The organism is Stenotrophomonas sp. Sm10, assembly GCF_030985515.1.
In the GTDB taxonomy this organism is placed as follows: Bacteria; Pseudomonadota; Gammaproteobacteria; order Xanthomonadales; family Xanthomonadaceae; genus Stenotrophomonas; species Stenotrophomonas hibiscicola.
On the sequence record NZ_JAPTFO010000069.1, the window covers coordinates 1 to 21,809 of the forward strand.

Annotated in this window: 23 protein-coding genes; 15 read left to right on the forward strand and 8 right to left on the reverse strand. The window is 66.1% G+C overall.

Translation table 11 applies throughout. The annotated features are described in order from the left end of the window. Positions 1–51: 51 nt before the first annotated feature. Positions 52–375, reverse strand: a complete 324-nt coding sequence (locus tag O0J15_RS16450) for a KGG domain-containing protein (protein ID WP_058982980.1) — start codon at positions 373–375, stop codon at positions 52–54. A gap of 303 nt (positions 376–678) precedes the next feature. Here O0J15_RS16450 and O0J15_RS16455 point away from each other — a divergent pair, with 303 nt between their 5' ends. Genes O0J15_RS16455 through O0J15_RS16465 form a run of 3 tightly spaced genes read left to right on the forward strand, consistent with a single transcriptional unit; the run spans position 679 to position 2,637 of the window. After that, positions 679–1,146 (forward strand): BLUF domain-containing protein, encoded by a 468-nt coding sequence (locus O0J15_RS16455; RefSeq protein ID WP_019659714.1) that lies wholly within the window; start codon positions 679–681, stop codon positions 1,144–1,146. Beyond that, entirely contained in the window at positions 1,143–1,910 is a 768-nt protein-coding gene (locus tag O0J15_RS16460) for a DUF72 domain-containing protein (protein WP_134729259.1), read from the forward strand. The genes O0J15_RS16455 and O0J15_RS16460 overlap by 4 nt, the downstream gene beginning before the upstream one ends. After that, positions 1,903–2,637, forward strand: a complete 735-nt coding sequence (locus tag O0J15_RS16465; RefSeq protein WP_134734840.1) for a DNA-formamidopyrimidine glycosylase family protein — start codon at positions 1,903–1,905, stop codon at positions 2,635–2,637. The genes O0J15_RS16460 and O0J15_RS16465 overlap by 8 nt, the downstream gene beginning before the upstream one ends. 39 nt (positions 2,638–2,676) lie before the next feature. Here O0J15_RS16465 and O0J15_RS16470 read toward each other — a convergent pair whose 3' ends face one another. Next, the gene (locus O0J15_RS16470; RefSeq protein ID WP_019659711.1) at positions 2,677–3,174 is read right to left on the reverse strand and encodes a ferritin-like domain-containing protein; all 498 of its coding nucleotides are present in this window, start codon (positions 3,172–3,174) and stop codon (positions 2,677–2,679) included. 248 nt (positions 3,175–3,422) lie between these two features. Between O0J15_RS16470 and O0J15_RS16475 the strand changes: the two genes are divergently transcribed. The 3 genes from O0J15_RS16475 to O0J15_RS16485 all read left to right on the forward strand — a co-directional run bounded on the left by O0J15_RS16475 (position 3,423) and on the right by O0J15_RS16485 (position 8,114). After that, positions 3,423–3,599 (forward strand): DUF3606 domain-containing protein, encoded by a 177-nt coding sequence (locus tag O0J15_RS16475; protein WP_019659710.1) that lies wholly within the window; start codon positions 3,423–3,425, stop codon positions 3,597–3,599. Between the two features lie 13 nt (positions 3,600–3,612). Further along, positions 3,613–6,162, forward strand: a complete 2,550-nt coding sequence (gene ligD / locus O0J15_RS16480) for a DNA ligase D (RefSeq protein WP_308305967.1) — start codon at positions 3,613–3,615, stop codon at positions 6,160–6,162. Positions 6,163–6,623: 461 nt separating this feature from the next. Beyond that, a complete protein-coding gene (locus tag O0J15_RS16485; protein ID WP_308305975.1) occupies positions 6,624–8,114 on the forward strand; it encodes an FAD-dependent oxidoreductase in 1,491 nt (496 codons plus the stop codon). 30 nt (positions 8,115–8,144) lie between these two features. Here O0J15_RS16485 and O0J15_RS16490 read toward each other — a convergent pair whose 3' ends face one another. The 3 genes from O0J15_RS16490 to O0J15_RS16500 all read right to left on the reverse strand — a co-directional run bounded on the left by O0J15_RS16490 (position 8,145) and on the right by O0J15_RS16500 (position 9,220). Beyond that, positions 8,145–8,567, reverse strand: a complete 423-nt coding sequence (locus tag O0J15_RS16490) for a low affinity iron permease family protein (RefSeq protein WP_134729265.1) — start codon at positions 8,565–8,567, stop codon at positions 8,145–8,147. Next, positions 8,564–8,818 (reverse strand): hypothetical protein, encoded by a 255-nt coding sequence (locus tag O0J15_RS16495; protein ID WP_308305968.1) that lies wholly within the window; start codon positions 8,816–8,818, stop codon positions 8,564–8,566. Before O0J15_RS16495 ends, O0J15_RS16490 begins: the two co-directional genes overlap by 4 nt. Positions 8,819–8,941: 123 nt before the next feature. Then, the gene (locus tag O0J15_RS16500) at positions 8,942–9,220 is read right to left on the reverse strand and encodes a hypothetical protein (protein WP_072167048.1); all 279 of its coding nucleotides are present in this window, start codon (positions 9,218–9,220) and stop codon (positions 8,942–8,944) included. Between the two features lie 177 nt (positions 9,221–9,397). Between O0J15_RS16500 and O0J15_RS16505 the strand changes: the two genes are divergently transcribed. After that, positions 9,398–12,046, forward strand: coding sequence for an excinuclease ABC subunit UvrA (locus O0J15_RS16505; protein ID WP_308305969.1), 2,649 nt, complete (start codon positions 9,398–9,400; stop codon positions 12,044–12,046). A 107-nt stretch (positions 12,047–12,153) separates the two neighbouring features. On the opposite strand, the gene O0J15_RS16510 is transcribed toward O0J15_RS16505, so the two are convergent. Next, a complete protein-coding gene (locus tag O0J15_RS16510; RefSeq protein ID WP_308305970.1) occupies positions 12,154–13,107 on the reverse strand; it encodes an alpha/beta hydrolase in 954 nt (317 codons plus the stop codon). Positions 13,108–13,275: 168 nt separating this feature from the next. Between O0J15_RS16510 and O0J15_RS16515 the strand changes: the two genes are divergently transcribed. The 8 genes from O0J15_RS16515 to O0J15_RS16550 all read left to right on the forward strand — a co-directional run bounded on the left by O0J15_RS16515 (position 13,276) and on the right by O0J15_RS16550 (position 20,892). Continuing rightward, entirely contained in the window at positions 13,276–13,845 is a 570-nt protein-coding gene (locus tag O0J15_RS16515) for a TetR family transcriptional regulator (RefSeq protein ID WP_164143753.1), read from the forward strand. Between the two features lie 62 nt (positions 13,846–13,907). Continuing rightward, complete coding sequence (locus O0J15_RS16520; protein ID WP_021202431.1) at positions 13,908–14,384, forward strand: nuclear transport factor 2 family protein; 477 nt, start codon at positions 13,908–13,910, stop codon at positions 14,382–14,384. An 81-nt stretch (positions 14,385–14,465) separates the two neighbouring features. Continuing rightward, a complete protein-coding gene (locus O0J15_RS16525; RefSeq protein WP_308305971.1) occupies positions 14,466–15,197 on the forward strand; it encodes a hypothetical protein in 732 nt (243 codons plus the stop codon). Between the two features lie 223 nt (positions 15,198–15,420). Next, positions 15,421–16,068, forward strand: a complete 648-nt coding sequence (gene paoA / locus O0J15_RS16530) for an aldehyde dehydrogenase iron-sulfur subunit PaoA (RefSeq protein WP_005416549.1) — start codon at positions 15,421–15,423, stop codon at positions 16,066–16,068. Then, positions 16,065–17,015, forward strand: a complete 951-nt coding sequence (locus tag O0J15_RS16535) for a xanthine dehydrogenase family protein subunit M (RefSeq protein WP_180832662.1) — start codon at positions 16,065–16,067, stop codon at positions 17,013–17,015. The genes paoA and O0J15_RS16535 overlap by 4 nt, the downstream gene beginning before the upstream one ends. Beyond that, the gene (gene paoC, locus O0J15_RS16540) at positions 17,015–19,219 is read left to right on the forward strand and encodes an aldehyde oxidoreductase molybdenum-binding subunit PaoC (RefSeq protein ID WP_227836709.1); all 2,205 of its coding nucleotides are present in this window, start codon (positions 17,015–17,017) and stop codon (positions 19,217–19,219) included. The genes O0J15_RS16535 and paoC overlap by 1 nt, the downstream gene beginning before the upstream one ends. Before the next feature lie 9 nt (positions 19,220–19,228). Next, complete coding sequence (locus tag O0J15_RS16545) at positions 19,229–20,290, forward strand: XdhC family protein (RefSeq protein ID WP_308305972.1); 1,062 nt, start codon at positions 19,229–19,231, stop codon at positions 20,288–20,290. After that, positions 20,266–20,892 (forward strand): nucleotidyltransferase family protein, encoded by a 627-nt coding sequence (locus O0J15_RS16550; protein WP_308305973.1) that lies wholly within the window; start codon positions 20,266–20,268, stop codon positions 20,890–20,892. Before O0J15_RS16545 ends, O0J15_RS16550 begins: the two co-directional genes overlap by 25 nt. A gap of 103 nt (positions 20,893–20,995) precedes the next feature. Here O0J15_RS16550 and O0J15_RS16555 read toward each other — a convergent pair whose 3' ends face one another. Continuing rightward, complete coding sequence (locus tag O0J15_RS16555) at positions 20,996–21,466, reverse strand: hypothetical protein (protein WP_308305974.1); 471 nt, start codon at positions 21,464–21,466, stop codon at positions 20,996–20,998. Next, positions 21,467–21,809 (reverse strand): hypothetical protein (locus tag O0J15_RS16560; protein ID WP_345784133.1); only part of this gene is annotated, 343 nt, incomplete at its 5' end.

A 21,809-nucleotide genomic window follows, 5' to 3' on the forward strand; every position in this document is an offset into this window, starting at 1 on the left:
CCCCCCCCCCCCCCCCCCCCCACGAAGGGATGCAACGGGTTTCAGCGCCGATCAGCGCTGCTGGCCACCGCGGTTGTTGCCGCCGCCGCGTTCCTGCTGTTGCTGCCCGCCGCCCTGGTTGCCGCCCTGGTTGCCACCACCGCGACTGTTCTGGCCGCCTTCGCGGCCGATGTCAGCCATGTGCTGGCGGTCCTGGCTCACTGCTTCGCCGCCCTTGCGGCCGGCTTCGCGTGCTTCTTCCGAGCTGAATTCATGGGCGTTGCCTGACTCGTGCGCGGCACGTCCACCCTTGGCGGCGATCTCGCGCTGCTTGTCCTCGTCCATCGAAGCGAAACCGCGGTTGCTGGTGCCCTGGTTCTGGTTCTGGTTGGCCATGGAAAGTCTCCTTGGGTTCAGCCGCCTCATTGGCGGCAGCGACCATCTTCCAGATCCGGCGCTAGACGGCGGTGGCACGACCGCCAACGTCGCGTCATCCGGAAGGCTCTGATTCCTCATCCGGCCTCCACGAACATCCCTGCACGCGTGCGCACAGTGGCAGACACACGTTCGGCGGCCCAACCGTGCGTCAACGCGATGCGGAAGGTACACGCCACAGTTCGACGCAGCCTCCACACCGGTCTCACCGCGCGTACGATCGGTGTGGCTAAGGTAGAGCGGTCTGCAACAACCGGTGGTGCCATGCCCTTCAGAGCGATTGCCTATGTAAGTGAAGCCTCCCGCAACCTGACGGAACAGCGGCTGCAGCAACTCGTGGCGGAGGCGGTGCAGTTCAACGAGTCCGCCGATGTCACCGGCACATTGCTGTTCGATGGCTCGCGCTTCCTGCAGTACCTGGAAGGCCCGGAGGCAGGGGTCAAGGCGGTGTACACGCGCATTCTGGCTGCAAGCAGCCACAGCGGAATCGTCGAACTGAACCGGGGCAGGGTGGGTCGCCGACAGTTTCCGCGCTGGCGGATGCGCAGCGTGCGGGTGGATGAGCTCGCGCTGGGAAAGATCGCCATTTCCGACTGGACCGGATTCGTGCGCAGCGCGTCGGCGCTGCAGTCGGGCACCAGTGCCCTGGATCGACTACTGTCGGTTTCGCAATCGCAGACGGAAGCAAGCGCGGGTGGCATCATCGAGCCAGACGGGCAGCTGGCACGATGAAGGCCACAGCCGCCCCGGTTGCGTCCGGCCCACCACGCGTCGGTTGTGCGGGATGGTCGCTGCCGCGGGCGGATCAGGAAGCGTTCGGCGCGGGCGAGAGCCTACTGCATCGCTATGCCACACGCCTGTCGATGGTGGAGATCAACTCTTCCTTCTATCGACCGCACCAGCCCAGGACTTACGCGCGATGGGCGGCGAGCGTTCCGGAGGGCTTCCGGTTCGCGGTGAAACTCCCGCGCGAGATCAGCCATGAGCGTCGGCTGCGCGATGCAATGCAGCCGCTCGAACAGTTCCTTGAGGGCGTGCTGCAGCTGGGTGGAAAGCTCGGTCCGTTGCTGCTGCAGCTGCCGCCCAGCCTGGTGTACGACACGGCCACGGCCGAAGCCTTCCTGCGGGGCCTGCGCGCGCGCACGCAGGCCGATGTAGCGTGCGAGCCGCGGCATCCGAGTTGGTTCACGGCGGACGTGGATGCGCTGCTGAGCGCGCATGGTGTTGCACGGGTAGCCGCAGATCCGGCACGTGTGCCGGCGGCAGCGGTTCCCGGCGGTGATCGAGCGTGGAGCTACTGGCGCTGGCACGGCCAGCCGCAGATCTATCGCAGTGCGTACAGCGAACAGGCCCTGGCGGAACTGGCGCAAGGGCTGCGGCGCGAAGCTGATGCGCAACGGCCGGCCTGGTTCGTACTGGACAATACAGCACTGGGCCATGCCACCGGCAACGCACTGCGCCTGCAGGCGCTGCTGCAGGAGAACGCCCATGCCTGAAGGTCCTTCCATCGTACTGCTGCGCGAAGCCACTAGCCATTTCAAAGGGCACGTGGTCCGCACCGTCTCCGGAAACAGCCGCATCGACCTGTCGCCGCTGCAGGGCCGAAGGGTCAAGGCGGTCCGCAGTTGGGGCAAGCACTTCCTGCTGGAATTCAGCCGCCACACACTGCGCATCCATCTGATGATGTTCGGCAGCTGGCGCATCGACGAACGGAAGCCAACCCCGGCGCGTGTATCCCTGCTGTTCGACAATGGCGAGCTGAACTTCTATGCGTGTTCCGTGCGGCTGATCGACGAGCCGTTGGACGACGTCTACGACTGGCGCGCGGACGTGATGAACGATGCCTGGGATCCGAAGCTGGCCCGGCGCAAGCTGAAGGCAATGCCGGAAGTCATGGTCTGCGATGCGCTTCTGGACCAGACGGTCTTTGCCGGCGTGGGCAACATCATCAAGAACGAGGTGCTGTTCCGTATAGGCGTGCACCCCGCCACCCGCTTGGGCGACCTGCCGCCACGCAGGCTTACCGCGCTGATCGAACAGGCGCGCGCCTACAGCTTCGACTTTCTGGAATGGAAGCGGCGCTTCGAGCTGAAGAAGCATTGGCAGGTGCACACGAAGAAGGTCTGTCCCCTGTGCGGTGGCCCAATCAGCAAGCTCTACATGGGGACCACGCGGCGGCGCACGTTCTTCTGCCCCAATGATCAGGTGCTCTACGGGCACTGAGGCCGCCGTCCGTGGCAGCCGGGTTCCAAGGCGCGCCGATCAGGCGGCCTGCGCGGCCTTGGCGTTGCCGCCGCCCTTGGCCAGCAGGGTCAGCTTTTCGTCGGTGGCCTTCTCTTCCTCAAGCGTCTCCAGCAGCAGCGGCAGGGCGTCCTTGTAGCCCAGCTGCTTGGCCAGCGCGGCAATGGTCCCGTAGGACGCAATCTCGTAATGCTCGACCTTCTGCGCGCCGCCGATCAGCGCAGCATCCCGCACCGGGCCCTTGTCGATGCTGTCGATTACTTCCTTGCCTTCCTCCACCAGGCCCTCCATCGCCGCGCACTTGATGCGCTTCAGGCGAATGCCCAGGATCTCGACGACCTGGTCGATGCGTTCGATCTGGCCCTGGGTCTCTTCCAGGTGCGTCTCAAACGCCGTGGCCAGGTCCGGATTCTCGGCCGCACGGGCCAGGCGTGGGAGGGCCTTGGTCAGCTGCTTCTCGGCGCTGTAGATATCCGAGAGTTCGTGGATGAACAGGTCTTCCGCCGTCTTGATAGCCATACTGGGCTCCGCAGTGAGTGGAGCGATCAGCGTAGGGTCTTCCCGGTTGCGATCAGGCAGGTGCCAGGTGAAGGCGGCATGTGAAGGTCCACGCGAACCGTGCGCGTGCCCTTCACGATGCGGGATCCGCCACTGCGGGTTGGCGCCGGTGCCGCCAGGCCTTCGCCATGGCTTCACAATGGCATCGCCTCGTGCCCATGCACCGGCCGGTACGGTCACTTCACGCCCGACCACGCGCGGAGACTCCCATGAGCGATGACAAGCAGAAAACCGGCCGCCCGGACCGGGATCGCATCAACGTCAACGAAGATTACGAGCTGCAGTACTGGACCACCACGCTGGGCGTGTCCGCCAAGGAACTTCGTGCTGCTGTGGCGGCGGTCGGACCCACCGTCGTTGCTGTCCGCAAGCATCTGGGAAAATAGCGCGGAGTTGCCCATGTCCCTGGTCGAGTACCGCCGCAAGCGCAGTTTTGACAAGACCAAGGAGCCCGAGCCGGGCAAGGCGCTACCGAAAGGGCAACGCGCCATTTTCGTGGTGCAGCTGCACCATGCCAGCCGGAGGCACTATGACTTCCGCCTTCAGGTAGGGGACGCGCTGAAGAGTTGGGCCGTGCCCAAGGGGCCCAGTTACGACCCGAAGGTCAAGCGCATGGCGGTGGAGGTGGAAGATCATCCTGTCAACTATGCGGCCTTCGAAGGCGAAATCCCCAAAGGCCAGTACGGCGGTGGCCATGTGGCCCAGTTCGACCATGGCGTGTGGGCGACGCAGGGCGACCCGGAAGCCCAGCTCGCCAAGGGCCATCTGCGATTCGAACTGTTCGGCGCCAAACTGAAGGGCGGATGGCATCTGGTCCGCTCCGGGAAGCCGGCGCGCCAGCCGCAGTGGCTGCTGTTCAAGGACGACGACGAATTTGCCAGCGACATCGAGGCAGATGATCTGCTGGCGGATGTCGCTGAAGCGCCCGCGGAGGATCTGAAGCGGGCCGGGGCCGGCAAGAGCGCGAAGAGGCGGCTCACCGCGGTACCCGTCAAGCGCATCCGACGAACGAACTGGGCGAAGAAGGCGCTGGCGCTCAGCAAGGCAAGAAAGGCCGCAGCGCCGTCCGGTCCATTCGAACCGCAGTTGGCCAAGCTGGGAGACGCGCCGCCCCAGGGCGAGCAGTGGGTCCACGAGATCAAGTGGGACGGGTACCGCATCCTCGCCACGGTCGCCAAGGGCAAGGTGCAGCTGTGGTCCCGGAACGCACTCGAATGGACCGGCAAGATCCCCGAGATACGTGACGCGGTGGCGGCGCTGGGCCTGACTTCAGCCGCACTGGACGGTGAGCTCATCGCCGGCGCCGGCACCAAGGAGGACTTCAACCTGCTGCAGGCCACGCTCTCCGGCGAGCGCCAGGGCGTGCTGACGTATGCCCTGTTTGATCTGCTGCATCTTGATGGCGTGGACGTCGCCGATGCGCCGCTCCTGGAGCGCAAGGCCTTGCTGCAGTCCTTGCTGGAAGGGCAGGGCAGCCCGTTGGCGTTCAGTTCCCATGTGCAGGGCGATGGCGACGAGGCCTATCGCCTGGCCGGTGAGCAGCATTTCGAAGGCATCATTTCCAAGCGCGCCGACGGCAGCTACCACAGCGGCCGCAGTGATGACTGGCGCAAGACCAAACAGCTGGCCAGCGACGAGTTTGCGGTGGTGGGCTACACCGCACCCAAAGGCAGCCGTGCCGGCTTCGGCGCGCTGCTGCTGGCCCGTCCAGATGCGGAGCACGGCTGGCTTTACGCCGGCCGGGTGGGGTCCGGGTTCTCGGACGAGCTGATCGGCGACATCAGCAAGCGCATCAAGGGCGGTGGCGGCCGCAAGCCAACCGCGTACGTGCCCACCCAGGACACCGACCTGCGCGCTGCGACCTGGTTCGAGCCGCGATTCGTGGTGGAGGTCTTCTACCGCGGGATCGGCGGGCAGAAGCTGTTGCGCCAGGCGTCGCTGAAGGCGGTGCGCGCGGACAAGGATATCGCCGACCTCGCCGATTCCGATCGCGCTGGAACGGCCCTGGCGGCGGCGCGCACACCGGCACCCCCGCGGCCTGCGCGCAAGACCAGGCTGGCACCGGTGGCGGATCGCGCGCCGCCATCGCTGTCCTCGCCGGGCAAGATCCTGTTCCCCGGCGACGGTTACACCAAGCAGGACGTGTGGGATTACTACACGGCAGTGATGGAGCACCTGCTTCCCGAGGTGATTGATCGCCCGCTCTCGATCATCCGATGCCCCAGTGGCGCCACAAAGCCCTGCTTCTTCCAGAAACACCATACGGCCGGGCTGGAGCTGGTCGACGCAGTAAAGCTCAAGGAGGAAAGCGGGATAAACGCCCATTACCTGGTGGTGCGTGACCCGGCCAGCCTGCTGGAACTGGTGCAGTTCAACGCATTGGAATTCCACCCGTGGGGCAGCCACGCCGAAACGCCCGACAAGGCCGATCGGGTGGTGTTCGATCTGGATCCAGGACCCGGCGTTCCCTTTGCCGAGGTCAGGAAAGCGGCCACCGACATCCGCAAACTGCTGGCGCAGCTGGAACTGGAGTCGTTCCTGCGGGTATCCGGCGGCAAGGGCCTGCACGTGGTCGTGCCGCTCGATCCGGGATGTGATTGGGACCTGACCAAGCGCTTCGCCAGAGGCTTCGCCGAAGCGCTGGCGCAATCCGAGCCCCAGCGGTTCGTGGCAACGGCCATCAAAAGCCTGCGCAACAAGCGGATCTTCGTCGACTACCTGCGCAATGGGCGCGGTGCAACGGCGGTCGCGTCCTACTCGCTGCGGGCCAGGCCGGGGGCACCGGTGGCGCTGCCGATTGCATGGAGTGATCTGTCAAAACTCAAGCGCGCCGACGGGTTCACGATCAAGGATGTGCCGGCAAAGCTCAAACGACGCCGCAAGGACCCGTGGGCCGACATCGGAAAAGTGAAACAGAATCTCGCGCGATGGGCGCAGGCAGACCCGTAGCAAACGGCCAGGGCCTCCATGGCCCGCCGGCCACGGAATCTCTCCGCTGCACAGATGGAGGTGCCCGGTGCGCATCACGCAGTACAGCCGGGCCTCCGGGTCCGCACTGGCAGCAATGTAGTCCAGCGCTTCGGCGAGCATGCGCATGAACTGCTGCTCCAAGTAGAACGCCGCCCATTCCGGCAGCATTTCCTCCAGTTGCGCGATGATCAGGTCGAGCCCCAGGTGCGTGCTCACTGCGGGTTCCTCCTTCCGGGCAAGCTGGCAACCGCACCGCAAGGAGGGTGTTGTCGGCCGCACAGCGGACGCAGGCGTGCCGTCTACGCGATGTTCAGCCACCCCCTGCTCGGCATCGCTACGGCTACGTGTGTGAGGATTTTCTGCACGGTCGCACCACGGCTGTTTCACCCCCGGCGGCGTATCAGGGAAGGCTTCCAGCTGACTCTGCAAGGGTGCATTTCATGACCGACCCGTCACTGCGCGCCAGCCTATGGTCCCGTGATAGCGATTCGAACAGCTTCCGTCCACTTGCCGGAACCACGCAGGCGGACGTGCTGGTGGTGGGCGCCGGCATGACCGGCCTGCTGACAGCGGCCCGCCTGGCCGATAGCGGCCTGGATGTGCTGTTGGTTGATGCGGGGCCCATCGGCGGGCGCAATACGGTGATGTCCACCGGCAATCTTTACGCGCCCGTCTCCCGGCTGGCCGATCTGATCTCCCGTTGGGGCGGCGACACGGCCAGCCGTGTCGTGCAGTGGCGGCAGCAGGCGCTGCGGTCCATCGAAACACTGGTTCACCGCTACGATCTGCGCTGTGGCTTCGAACGCGTGGCCATGCAGTACGGCATGCAGGAACGCACCCGCGAGGTCACTGCGCGATTCGAGCGTGAGCTGCAGGCCTATCAGCGCGTCGGCCTTCAGTGCGAACACCACCAGTCCGGGTTGCCGTTCACCTTGGGCCACGCCTTCCGCGTTGCAGATCAGGCGCAATTGGATCCGGCGGCGTTCTGCATTGAGCTGGCGCGACATCTGGCGGGCCGGGTGCGCATCCACGACTGGACCCGGATCAACAGCATCGAGGCATCCGCCGGCGTTGCGACGGCCGACGGCGCCCACATCCACGCCAGGCACTTCGTGCTGGCCACCCATTCGCCAGCAGGTTTCAACCTGGTGCAGGCCGAGATGGAGGTCTACCGCGAATACGGCGTGGCGGTACCGGTTGCCACGCCGCCCGCGGCAGGCATTCATTGGATTGCCGATCGGCACCGATCGCTGCGCGGGGTGCGCGGTACTGATGGCCGTGACTGGCTGGTGCTGGTCGGCGAGACCCACCGCACCGGCGAAACGCCGCCGATGGATCCAGCCCAGCATCTGGTCGCCGACGCGCATCGCAATTTCACCGTGCAGGGAGAGCCGCTGTGCTGGTCCGCGCAGCAGTTCCGTGCAGCCGACCAGCTGCCCTACATCGGCAGCAGCGCGCACGATAATGTGTGGGTCGCTACCGGCTATGGGTCGGACGGTTTGACCTGGGCAGGCGTGGCCGCGCGCGCGATCACCGAGGGAATCATCGGCACGGCCAGCGAGATCGAGCAGCTGCTCAGCCCCATGCGTTTCACCCCGGTGCGCTCGGCCTCTGGTTGGGCCCGCGCCAACGCCACGGTGGCGCGGCACATGGTGGGAGATCGCCTTGCCACGGCGTCCTCGCGCTCGCCCAGTGAGCTGGCCCGTGGTTGCGGCGCACTGCTGGACGTGGATGGAAAGCGCAGTGCGGTCTACCGCGACGAGGGTGGGCGCCTGCACACGATGTCGGCGCTCTGCCCGCACCTGAAGTGCGTTGTCCAATGGAATGGCCATGAGCGCACATGGGACTGCCCTTGCCACGGCAGCCGCTTTTCGGCCACCGGAGCGCTGCTGGAAGGCCCTGCCAGGCAGGGCCTCACGCCAGAACAGTGATAGGTGCAGGTAGCCGCCGGAGCCGCGACCTCAGGCTTCGGCGGCCGCGTCCGCATCGCAGGGCATGCAGCGCTCCTTCTTGGACTTGATGTCTGCAGCGGTCTTGGCCAGTGCCTCGTAACGCTGGCGTATCTCTTCAAGATGGGCCGGCTCCATCGACTCCAGGTTCAACAACTCCTGGTTGGCGTCCTTGCTCACGCGGATCAGTTCGTCCAGCTTGATGTGCAGCGCGGCGGTATCGGCGTTCTGCGTATGCTGGATCAGGAACACCATCAGGAAGGTCACGATGGTGGTTCCTGTGTTCACCACCAGCTGCCACGTGTCATTGAAGTGGAAGGCCGGCCCGCTGGCAGCCCAGGCGATGATCACCCCCAGCGCTGCGACGAATGCCCCCAGGCTGCCGGACAATCGCGCCGTCGCGGCCGCGACACGGGCGAAACCGCGCCGGATCACTGGTCACCTCCCGCGGCCTCCTCATCCGTGTGCCGGTCTGGCAGTTTGACCCGCTCCCCGAGGCGCTTGTCCTGCTCTTCCGGCGTTGGCGCAGCGACGAAGGGGGAGATCGGGTCGCTGGCGGGGAAGGTCTCCTGCAGCGCTTCGTCATGATTGCGGTGGTTGTGCAGCTTTGCCTGCAGCGGACTGACAGGATCGGGGCGCTGCGCCTCCGTGTCCGGATGGGGAAGGTCTTTCTGGTCGCGTTGCATGGTGCATCTCCAGGTTGATCACCACCTCGCAGGTGGTGGGCCCAGCATAGGAGTGCGTTGTGAGCGGCCCCATCAAGGGCGGGGCAACGTGATGTCAATCCTTCAGGCAACGCGCACTAACAATCAGCAGGGCGGGGGAGCCCGGCGTCGGCCGCGGCGGCGCCACGCCATCACCTGGCCCACCACCGCCGTCAACAGCAGCATCGCATTGGTCACCACGAATACCACGCTGCCCAGCATCGCGCTGTACACCGTGAACAGCGCAGACGCGGTCATCTGGCCTGCGAACAGCCACCTGGACACGGCTTCCGGGTTGGACGACTGCCACTGCTTCACCATCTGCCGGATCAAGGTTGCCATCAGTACCGCCGTGGCGGCCCAGCCGAGTACGTCGGGGTGCATGGCAGCCTCCGGTGTGTGGGCTCTCCACGCTAGCCCGTGGCTGGGCAACGCCGTACGAAGGGGAGGTGAAGACAGCATCCCGCCTCCGGCGCCCTCGCGCCATTCACTCCGCACCGGCGACAATGGCCGCTCGGGCGCACCATGCGCGATCCGCCCACCGAATGCAGGAATGCTGAGATGTCCAACACCCCCTTTGGCGAGTCGTCATGTGCTGCCGCAGCCAGCGGCTGCATCGAGGTGCGCGGTGCGCGCGAGCACAACCTGAAGAATGTCGATGTCTCCATTCCACGCAATGCACTGGTGGTGTTCTCCGGCGTGTCGGGGTCCGGCAAGTCCTCGCTGGCCTTCGGCACGGTCTTCGCCGAGGCGCAGCGGCGCTACTTCGAATCCGTCGCGCCCTACGCGCGTCGCCTGATCGATCAGGCCGGCGTGCCCGACGTGGATGCCATTGACGGGCTGCCACCGGCGGTCGCCCTGCAGCAGCAACGCGGTGCCAGCAATGCGCGCTCATCGGTGGGCAGCGTGACGACGTTGTCCAGCCTGGTGCGCATGATGTACTCGCGGGCAGGGGCCTACCCGGCCCACCAGCCCATGCTGTACGCCGAAGACTTCTCGCCCAACACCCCACAGGGTGCCTGCAGCACCTGCCACGGCCTGGGGCACGTCTACGAGGTGACCGAAGCGCTGATGGTGCCGGACCCATCGCTGAGCATCCGCGAGCGCGCCATCGCCTCCTGGCCACCGGCATGGCATGGCCAGAACCTGCGCGACATTCTGGTCACACTGGGCTACGACATCGATGTGCCGTGGAAGAAGCTGCCGAAGAAGGACCGCGACTGGATCCTGTTCACTGAGGAAACCCCGACCGTGCCGGTCTATGCCGGCTTCACGCCCGCCGAGACCCGCGCCGCGCTCAAGCGCAAGCTGGAGCCCAGCTACATGGGCACGTACACCGGCGCACGCCGCTACGTGCTGCACACCTTTGCCAACACCCAGAGCGCGCTGATGCGCAAGCGTGTTTCCCGCTACATGGAAGGCAGGCTGTGCCCCGCCTGCAACGGAAAGCGCCTGAAACCGGAAGCGCTCTCGGTCACCTTCGCCGGCGTGGACATCGGCGAGTTCCTGCGGCTGCCGATGGACCAGCTGGCGGCGTTGCTCGAGCCCATCGCGCAGGGCGACTTCAGTGCACACAGCCACGGCGCGCGTACCAGCAGGCGTGCAACGCCCCGCGATCGCGCCAAGCGGGCAGCAAATGGCCGCGCGACCCACGAAGGCGCCCCCGACGTGCGCCTGACCTCAGCCTTGTCTGAGGAAAAGCGCCTGGCGGCACAACGCCTGGCGGGTGGGGTCATGGCGCGGGTGGGGCAACTGCGCGCGCTCGGCCTGGGCTATCTCTCGCTGGATCGCGCCACGCCCACGCTGTCGGCCGGCGAGCTGCAGCGCCTGCGCTTGGCCACCCAGCTCAGCTCGTTGCTGTTCGGCGTGCTGTACGTACTCGACGAACCCTCGGCCGGCCTGCATCCGGCCGACAGCCAGGCGCTGTACGACGCGCTGGAACGGCTGCGCGACGGCGGTAACTCGGTGTTTGTCGTTGAACATGATCTGGAGCTGATGCGCCGCGCGCAGTGGCTGGTGGATGTGGGCCCGCAGGCAGGAGAGCATGGCGGACGCGTTCTCTACAGTGGCCAGCCGGATGGCCTGCGCAACGTTCAGGATTCGCGCACGGCGCAGTACCTGTTCGACCAGGTGCCTGCGCCAGCCAGCCGGCAGCGCAGTGCCAACTGCTGGCTGGCGCTGAAAGGCATCCATCGCCACAACCTGCACGGTGTGGACGCGCAGGTACCGCTGGGGCTGCTGACCGCAGTGACCGGCATTTCCGGATCGGGCAAGTCCAGCCTGATGGCGCAGGCGCTGCCTGAGCTGATGCTGCTGCACCTGGGGCACGAGACGGTAGACGACAGCGCCGACAGCGCGCCCACGGATGGACCCACCGTGATCGAAGCCACTCGGGGCCAGCTTGCCGGCGATGTGGATGCCATCCAGCGCGTGGTGCAGGTAGACCAGAAGCCCATCGGCCGCACGCCACGCTCCAACCTGGCTACCTACACGGGCTTGTTCGACCACGTGCGCAAGCTGTTCGCCGCGACACCCGACGCGCGCCGTCGCCGATTCGATGCGGGCCGCTTTTCGTTCAACGTAGCCAAGGGGCGATGCGAGACCTGCGAAGGCGAGGGTTTCGTCAGCGTCGAACTGCTGTTCATGCCGAGCGTCTATGCGCCGTGCCCCACCTGCCACGGCGCCCGCTACAACGAAGCCACGCTGAGGGTGCAGTGGAACGGCCGCAACATTGCCGAGGTCCTGCAGATGACGGTGGACCAGGCCCATGCGTTCTTCGCCGGAGAAGAGGCCATCGCCCGCCCGCTGCAGCTGCTGCAGGAGATCGGCCTGGGCTACCTGCGGCTGGGCCAGCCAGCCACCGAACTTTCAGGTGGCGAGGCGCAACGCATCAAGTTGGCCACAGAGCTGCAGCGCAGCCAGCGCGGGCGCACGCTGTACGTGCTGGACGAACCCACCACCGGGCTGCATGCAGCAGACGCGGACAGGCTGCTGGTGCAGCTTCAGCGGCTGGTGGACGCAGGCAACACGGTAGTGATGATCGAGCACGACATGCGTTCTGTCGCGCAGGCCGACTGGGTGATCGACGTCGGCCCGGGCGCTGGCGGCGCGGGCGGCACCATCGTGGCGGCTGGGACGCCGCATCAGGTGGCCCACGCCAAGGGCAGCAGGACGGCACCGTTCCTTGCGCGCGAGCTGGCTCCACTGTAGAGCCGAGCCATGCTCGGCTATCGATCTCCAGCGCCGGAAGTCCAGCATGCAGGCCGCGCCTTTCAACAGAAAGCGGGCTCCGGCGCATCGCCGGAACCCCTGGCGGCTCACTTTTCCTGCAGGAACGTCAGCAGGTCCTGGTTGACCTTGTCCTTGTGGGTGTCGGTCAGGCCGTGCGGCGCACCCGGGTAGACAATCAGCTTTGCGCCCTTGATGAGCTTCGCCGATTGGCGGCCTGAGATATCGATCGGCACGATCTGGTCGTCGTCACCGTGGATGACCAGGGTGGGCACATCGAATTTCTTCAGGTCTGCGCGGAAATCGGTGGCCGAGAACGCAGCGATCGAGTCGTAGGTGTTCTTGTGGCCGCCCTGCATGCCCTGTGCCCACCACGCATCGATCAGCCCCTGCGACACCTTCGCGCCCGGGCGGTTGAAGCCGTAGAACGGGCCCGACGGGATGTCCTTGTACAGCTGCGCGCGGTTATCCATCTGTGCCTTGCGGATGCCATCGAACACTTCGATCGGCAGGCCGTTCGGGTTGTCGGCGGTCTTCAGCATGAACGGCGGTACCGAGCTGATCAGCACGGCCTTCTTCACCCGCCCGGTGCCATGCCGGCCGATGTAGCGCGCCACTTCGCCGCCACCGGTGGAGAAGCCCACCAGGGTCACATCGTGCAGGTCCAGCGCATTGATCACCGTGGCCAGGTCATCAGCGTAGTGATCCATGTCGTTGCCATCCCACGGCTGGCTGGAACGGCCGTGGCCGCGACGGTCATGGGCAATGACGCGGTAGCCGTGGTTGGCCAGGAAGATCATCTGCGATTCCCAGCTGTCCGAGTTCAACGGCCAGCCGTGGCTGAAGGTCACGACCGGGCCGTTCTTCGGGCCCCAGTCCTTGTAGTACAGCTGCACGCCATCGGCGGTGGTGATGTAGCTGGCGGTGCGCGCGATGCTGGTGACTGCCGCCGGCGTGGCCGGTTCGGCGGCCTGCGCGGACAGGCCGGCCTGGACCGAAAGGGCGAGGGTGGCAACGGCCAGGGTACGGGCGAAGGTGTTCATGCGGGAACTCTCATGGGTGGGTGGTGAGATGTACTTTGCGCCCGCGATCAGGCGCCAGGGATATGACAAGTCCGAATTTCTTGATAGATCGTCTTGCGCGGATGTGGGCAAGCGAATCGCTCGCGATCGCCCGTTGACAATGGAGAACGCCCGTTCTACCTTGCAGCCATGAGCAAGAGCAGCACCGACACCCCGCAGAAGATCCTGGCCACGGCCGAGGCGCTGATCTACCAGAACGGGATCCATGCCACCGGCATGGACCTGCTGGTGAAGACCTCAGGCGTGGCGCGGAAGAGCATCTACCGCCACTTCGAGAACAAGGACGACGTGGCCGCCGCTGCGCTCAGGGCCCGCGACGTGCGTTGGCTGGCCTGGTTCCGGCACGAGTGCGATAAAGCGGACACCCCGGAAGCACGCATCCTCGGCCTGTTCACCGTGCTCAAGGAATGGTTCCAGTCCGAGGGCTATCGCGGATGTGTGTTCATCAATACTGCCGGGGAGGTCGGCGACCCGGCCGATCCGATCCGGCAGATCGCGCGTGATCACAAGCAGAAGCTGCTCGATTACACGCTGGAACTTACCGAGCAACTGGAGGTGGAGCAGCCGGCGGACTTGGCCCGTCAGCTGCTGGTCCTGATGGAAGGCGCCATCACCCTGTCGCGCGTGATGGGTGATTTCGACGCCGCAGACACCGCGAAGGATGTCGCGAAGCTGTTATTGGAACAGGCCAAGCGTTAGCGCCTGGGTACCCCAGATCCGTTGAAGCAACCCGTATATCCATTTCGATTGGAGGTTTCCCCGTGTCCGCTGAACAACCCCGTCCACCGCTTCCTCCGTTCACCCTTGAATCGGCCACGCAGAAAGTGCGTCTTGCCGAGGATGGCTGGAACTCCCGCGATGCCGACAAGGTCTCGCTTGCCTATTCGCTCGACACCCAGTGGCGTAACCGTGCCGAATTCACCAACGGTCGGGAGGAAGCCCGGCAGTTCCTGGCACGCAAATGGAACAAGGAGCTCGAGTACCGCCTGATCAAGGAGCTCTGGGCCTTTACCGAAAACCGCATTGCGGTCCGCTACGCGTACGAATGGCACGACGACTCCGGCAACTGGTTCCGTTCCTATGGCAACGAAAACTGGGAATTTGGAGAGGATGGCCTGATGCAGCGCCGCTTCTCGTGTATCAACGACATGCCGATCAAGGAGAGCGACCGCAAGTTCCATTGGCCGCTGGGGCGTCGCCCGGATGATCACCCGGGGTTGTCGGAGCTGGGTATGTGATTCCCGCTGAGGCGCCATCCGAAGCACGCTCAGGTACGATGGGGTGGCCGGCGTCTGCGCCGGCCGGGGGAAGGGGGCGCAATGGACATGCAGGCAGGGAGCGGATTCGATCCGCCGGCAAAGACCGATTCGCAGGAACTGACATTCCACTGGCTCTACCAGCGGGTGCAGGGACTGGTTGAGCACAGCATCTACCCCAAGGCGGGCAGGGTGGAGACGTGGGCGTTTCGCATCGGCGTGGGTGCGGCGATCATCGGCATTCTCATGGGGCAGCTTCCGGATCGATGGCTGCCTCTTGGTGTAGTGCTCCAGGTGGTTGTTGCCTGCCTGGCAATCGAAATCGGAGGGTTCATTGTCGGTGGCGTCCTGGCCGCCCGCAGGGGCATTCGCCAGTTCAGCCAGCCGCGGCTCTCGCACGCCCGGGAGATGGATGAAGACTTCGCTCACTGGCAAGCGGTGGTGACCGAGCTTCGCGGATTCCCGCGCGTCCAGCGCGAGCGGCGACTCAAGTTCGTCAGCACCTTGCGCACAAACATGATGGAGCGCATGGGCATGATGTATGGTGGGCTGCAGCGGCTGGGGCCATTCCCGCTGTTGATTGCCCTATACCTACAGTTCCGTGGCTGGAAATGGGGCGACTGGGCGGGCGCTTTCGATGTTGGATTGCTAGGCGCACTGCTCATCTTCGCCATGGTGCTGCTGTACGTGCTGGGCTGGATGCTGATCGGCCTTCGCACCAGGCTCGATACCTACGTTGCCTTGTTGGAGGGCTCCATCCACGAGCCCGAACCCTCACAGCCAACGCCCTTGTAGCGTCGGCCCATCGTGTTCTTCATGTTGAGGGACAAACAGGATTGTGAGCCATCCAGTGAGGCATACGCATGGCCCAAGTTGGTAGGGTCGTACATTTCGCCGACTTCACAGATCTGTACCCCGCAGATGGGCATAGTGGCCCTTCGGTAGTGTGAGCGCGTCCATCCAGCCACGGGGTTTCCCCGAACGCCAGGAGGTCACTGTGCCAAGTTGTGATGAAGGAATGAAGTTGACGCGTCGCCAGGTGATCGCCGGCGGCGTCACGACCGTGGCGATGTCCGCCGCACCGGGGGCATCATCGCTCGCCGCCGAACTGGCGGCGCCCCCGCCGCCCAGGCCGCCGGTCATCAGCACGGTGGCCTTGACCGTCAACGGCGAGCGGCGGGAGCTTGAGCTCGACACCCGGACCACGCTGCTCGATGCCCTGCGCGAACATCTGAAGCTGACTGGAACGAAAAAGGGCTGCGACCACGGTCAATGCGGCGCCTGTACCGTGCTGGTCAACGGTGAGCGCATCAATGCCTGCCTCAGCCTGGCGGTACAGCACCAGGGCGATGCCATCACCACCATCGAAGGCCTCGGAACCCCCGATGACCTGCATCCGATGCAGGCCGCCTTCATCAAGCATGATGGCTACCAGTGCGGGTATTGCACGCCGGGGCAGATCTGCTCGGCGGTGGCGGTACTGGACGAGATCAAGCGGGGTGTCCCCAGCCATGTGCAGGCGGATGTCAGCGCACGGCCCCGGGCCACCAACATGGAAATGCGCGAACGGATGAGCGGCAACCTCTGCCGCTGCGGCGCCTATTCCAATATTGCCGAGGCAATGGCAGAGGTCGCTGGCGTGACCTCTGCAGGGAGGCGCTCATGAGGGCCTTCAGTTACGAACGCGCCAAATCCCCGGCCGAGGCCGCCAAGGCCGTCGCCGGTACCGAGGGCGCGAAGTTCCTGGCCGGAGGGACCAACCTGCTCGACCTGATGAAGCTTGAGGTCGAGACGCCAGCGCACCTGGTCGATGTGCAGGACATCGGCCTGGACAGGATCGAAACCACCGACGAGGGCGGCCTGCGCATCGGCACGCTGGTCACCAATACCGCGCTGGCGTCGCATGAGCGCGTGCGCCGCGACTACGCGGTGCTGACCCGCGCGATCGTGGCAGGCGCCTCCGGGCAGCTGCGCAACAAAGCCACCACCGGCGGCAACCTGCTGCAGCGCACGCGCTGCCCGTATTTCTACGACCCCAATCTGCCCTGCAACAAGCGCCTGCCCGGATCCGGCTGCGGCGCACTCGAGGGGTTCTCCCGGCAGATGGGCGTGATCGGCACCTCGGACAGCTGCATCGCGACCTATCCGGGCGACATGGCGGTGGCCCTGCGGGTGCTGGATGCCTCGATCCAGACCGTCAGGGGTGACGGCAGTACGCGCAGCATCCCGATTGCCGATTTCCATCGTTCCCCCGGCGACAAGCCGCAGCAGGACAACGTGCTGCAGCGCGGTGAGCTGATCACCCACGTCACGCTGCCAGAACCCCTGGGCGGTCGGCACGTGTACCACAAGGTACGTGACCGCGCGTCCTATGCGTTCGCACTGGTGTCGGTCGCCGCGGTCGTGCAGCGTGACGGCTCGGCGCGGTTCGCCTTCGGTGGGGTCGCGCCGAAGCCGTGGCGCGTCGAGGCAGCCGAACCGCTGCTGCGCGATGGCGTAAAGGCCGCGACCCGGCAGGTGTTCGCCGGTGCCCGTCCGACGCCGGAGAACGCGTTCAAGATCGCGCTCGCCGAGCGCACTCTCGCAGCGGTGCTGGTGGAAGGAGAGCGCTGATGCCCCTTGAATTCAACGCCCCCGCCGGCGACAACCTGTTCGACAAGGCCAAGGTCGTCGGCAAGTCGACGCCGCGCATCGACGGTCCACGCAAGACCACCGGCACCGCCCCCTATGCCTACGAGCGCCATGACGTGGCGCCGAACCAGGCCTACGGCTACATCGTCGGTGCGGGTATCGGCAAGGGGCGCATCATTTCGATGGATGCCTCCCGCGCACGTGCCGCGCCCGGCGTATTGGCGGTCATCACCGCACCGGAAACCAAGCCGGTCGGCAAATCGAACTGGAACAATGCGCCGCTGTTCGGCGGACCCGAAGTGGCCCACTACCATCAGGCCATCGCCTGCGTGGTGGCAGAGACCTTCGAGCAGGCCCGCGCCGCCGCAGCGCTGATCCGCACCCGCTACGAGCGCGGCAAGGGCCGCTTCGATTTCCCGGCCCTGGCACCGTCTGCGCCGCTGGCAAAGGGGCGCGGTGGCAAGCCCGACCGGCAGACGCTCGGCGATTTCGACACTGCCTACGCGAGCGCCGCGGTCAAGCTCGACGAGACTTACCACACCTCCGACGAAAGTCATTCGATGATGGAGCCGCACGCCACCATCGCCGCCTGGGAGGGCGACACGCTCACGCTGTGGACGGCGAACCAGATGATCGACTGGGCCAGGCAGGGCATGGCGGCGATCCTCGGCATCGATCCTGCCAAGGTGCGCGTGGACTCGCCCTATATCGGCGGCGGCTTCGGCGGCAAGCTGTTCATCCGTGCCGACGCGGTACTGGCCGCGCTGGCGGCCAAGCAGGTCGGGCGGCCGGTGAAGATCGCGCTGCAACGCCCGTTGATGCCCAACAACACCACGCACCGGCACGCCACCCTCCAGCGCGTGCGGATCGGCTGCGGAAAGGATGGCCGGATCTCCGCCATCGCCCATGAGAACTGGTCGGGCAACATCAACGGCGAGGACGGAGAGAACGGCACCCTGCAGACGCCCAAGCTCTATGCAGGCGCCAACCGCCTGGTGGCCAACTACATCGCCACACTCGACATGCCCGAAGGCAATGCGATGCGCGCACCGGGCGAAGCACCGGGCCACATGGCGCTGGAAGTGGCGATGGACGAAATGGCCGAGAAGCTGGGCCTCGACCCGATCGCGTTCCGCATCCTCAACGAGCCCGAGGTCGTGCCCGGCGATCCGTCCAAGAAGTTCTCCGACCGCAACCTGGTGCGCTGCCTGCGCGAAGGCGCGGAGCGCTTCAACTGGAACAAGCGCAACCCCAGGCCGGCGCAGGTCAGGGAAGGGGACTGGCTGATCGGCATGGGCGTATCTGCGGGCTATCGCGGCGCACCGACGATGAAGTCGGCGGCGCGGGTCCGGCTTGACGGCCAGGGCGGGGTGATTGTCGAGACCGACATGACCGACATCGGCACCGGCTCCTACACAATCATCGCGCAGACGGCAGCCGAGACCATGGGCGTGCCGCTGGAACGGGTCCAGGTGACCCTCGGCGACTCCCGTCATCCCGCCTCCGCCGGTTCCGGCGGCCAGTGGGGCGCGGCAAGCTCCACCGCGGGCGTGTACGCGGCGTGCGTCAGCCTGCGCCGCAAGGTGGGCGAGAAACTGGGCTTCGACGGCGACACCGCAGACTTCGCCAATGGCCGCATCCAGGCGGGTGGGCGGACGATCAAGCTGGCGGAGGCGGGGACACTGTCGGCGGAGGACGGCATTGCCTTCGGCGACTTCAAGCAAGGCTACGACGTCGGCACCTATGCAGGGCACTTCTGCGAGGTTGCCGTGCATGCCTACACGGGAGAGACGCGCATCCGCCGCATGCTTGCCGTATGCGATGGCGGCCGGATCCTCAATCCGCTCTCCGCACGCAGCCAGGTCATCGGCGGGATGGTGATGGGTGCGGGCGCGACCCTGATGGAGGAGCTGGTGGTCGACAAACGGCTTGGCTTGTTCATCAACCATGACCTGGCCGGCTACGAGGTTCCCGTGCACGCCGACATTCCGTACCAGGAAGTGGTCTTCCTCGACACGCTGGATCCGGTGATCTCGCCAATGAAGGCCAAGGGCGTGGGTGAACTGGGCATCTGCGGGGTCGGCGCCGCGATCGCCAATGCGGTCTACAACGCAACCGGCGTGCGCGTGCGCAACTATCCCATTACCCTGGACAAGCTGCTGCCCGGCTTGCCCGACGTGGGCTGACCCTTGCGCATGGACCGACCCGCAGCCTCGCCCACTCTGGAGGCCTCCGCCGCAGGCGGAGGGGAGCCCGGCGATCTTGCCGAGCACCTGTCGGCAGCGCCGGGCTTCCTCGCCGAAGGCAGCCCGCGCGGCGTGCTCGAGACGGCCTTGACGCGCGTGCGCGCGGGCGAGCACGCCGTGCTCGCGCTGGCGCTGGAAACCGATGGCTCCACTTACGCCGGTGCCGGCGACATGGTGCTGTTCTGCAACGGCAGCCAGGTCGGCTGGCTCAGCGGCGGATGCCTGGAGCCCGAGCTCGCGCGACGCGCGGAGCAGGTGAGCGCGGCAGGGCGGGTCGACTGGATCGAGATCGACACCCGCAGTGACGACGACCTGTTGAGTGGGTCTGCGCTCGGGTGCCGCGGCCGGCTGCGGATTGCGCTCCTGCCATTGCGTGCCATGGCAGGCATCGACGACGTCATCGAGGCTTGGTTGCGCGAGGGTGTGTCACTCCAGCGCGACCTGCGCACGTCGGGGCAGGTCATTTTCCGTGCCGGCAATCACGAGCAGGCGTGGCAGCTGCATCCGATGGAGGGTACGCAGCCCTTTGGCGAGGGTGCTTGGCGTCTGCCGTTGCCCCGGCTTCCGCGGGCCCTGGTGTTGGGGGGCGGTCCCGAAACGCCCTTCCTGGTTCCGTTGCTGCGCGGCCTGGGGTGGCGGGTCAGCGTGGCCGAACGGCGAGCGCGCTGGGCCTCAGCCGGGCAGGGCGCGGATGCGCATCTTCAGGCCAGCCCGGCCGAGGCCCTTCATGGCGACCCGTGCGACGCGGCACTGGTGATGCATCACGATTTCGAACTAGACCGGGAGGCGCTGGTGGCCCTGGCTGATACCAAAGTCGCGTTCATTGGACTGCTGGGTCCGCGGCGAAGGCGCGAGGACCTGTTCAAGCTGCTGACACCGGATCAGCGCCAACTCCTGTCCCCGAGACTTCGATCACCGGTCGGCCTGGACATCGGCGGCCGAGGACCAGAGGCGATTTCGCTCAGCATCGCCGCGCAGCTGCAGCAATGGCGAAGCGCGCACGGCAGATGACTGACGCGCATGCGGTCGTGGTGCTGGCTGCCGGCGGGAGCACCCGACTTGGCCAGCCCAAGCAGCTTCTGACCCGGCAGGGCGAGACCCTGGTACATCGCGTGGTGCGGTTGACGCGCGAGCTCGTGCCTGCGCAGGTACTGGTCGTGGTGGGCGCGAACGCAGAGGCCGTGACATCCAGCGTTGCTGGGCTGGAGGCCACTCCGGTAACCAACCACCACTGGGAACGCGGCCTGGCGAGCAGTCTGCAGGTTGCCGGCGCACACCTGCTGCCCACCGTGACCGCGGTGATGGTCGTGGCATGCGACCAGCCCGCAATCGAGCGCTCGCATCTGCAGGCGCTGCTTTCCGGTGCCCGCGCCTCGGCGTCAGGGTGCGCAGGCACCCGTCATGGAGATGCGCTTGGCATTCCCGCGGTAGTGCCGCGTGCATGGTTCAACTCTGCGCGTGCAACCGGTGACCGCGGCTTTGGAGCGCGCCTGCGGCAACTTCCTGTCGATATGGTGCATGTCCTACAGGCGCCGGAACTGGGCCTGGATATCGATACGCCAGAAGATCTAGCGCATGCGCGCGATGCGGGCTGGATCGATGCAGGGAGGTGACCCGCATGATCACTGGGCCAATGCCTGTCGCGCAGGTGACGAGCGGCAGGGCTGGAGCCTGAACCCTCGCTCCCGCAGCCCAGTAGAGTCGGGCCATGCTCGACTACGGCACGCCACATCGCGCCCCATCAGGCACATCACTGGCAAGAATCTGCAGCACCCGATCCAACAGAACTGGTTCCGGCACGCCAGCCAGTACCTGCTCCAGGTAATCCAACGGCTCCAACTGCCATTGGAGGAGCGCCCGCAACCGCACAACGGCAGGCGCCCGCTGCTTCGCGTCCAGTGAGGCCTGCAACAGCAGATGTTGCGGGCGCCTCTCCAGCCACAGCACGGGTATGCCTCGGCAATGAACCTGGAACTCGGCATCTCGATGCCGCTCGACGAACTGGAAGCCCTGTCGTGGCCGAGCCTCCACGAACTGCATGGCTTGGCGGCGCAACTGCAGAAAGCGATCGCCGGGGATGCTGTGGAAACCGATAGGCGAGGGCTTGGGCGGTGCCAGCCACTGCGTCTGTGCCGCAACCACCACCACAAGACAGAGCGCGGTGGCCGCCCAGCGGCACCACGCCACTCAACCCTCCGGATGCAGTCGGGTACTGGCGTGTGCGGTAAGGCCGATTCCGGCCATGATCAGCCCCTCCATCACGCGCGGGCCAACGTACTGCTCCAGCTCGCCATTTTCGCGGGCGCGCTGCGCGGCCAGCAGGATCTCCAGCACCACCCGAAGGCCCGCGAGCGAGCAATCGGTATCCGCCAGTGCGATGCGGCGGCCCGGCATCTGGTGGCGTTCCGGCCACGGCTGGCCATCGGAGGCGGCGCCGGAGCCGATGCTATGCAGCAGGGCGATGAGGGTGTTCGGGTCGAGCGCAGGGCCATTCGCAGGCGCGTCGTGGATGGGGTGCGGGGCAGGGGAG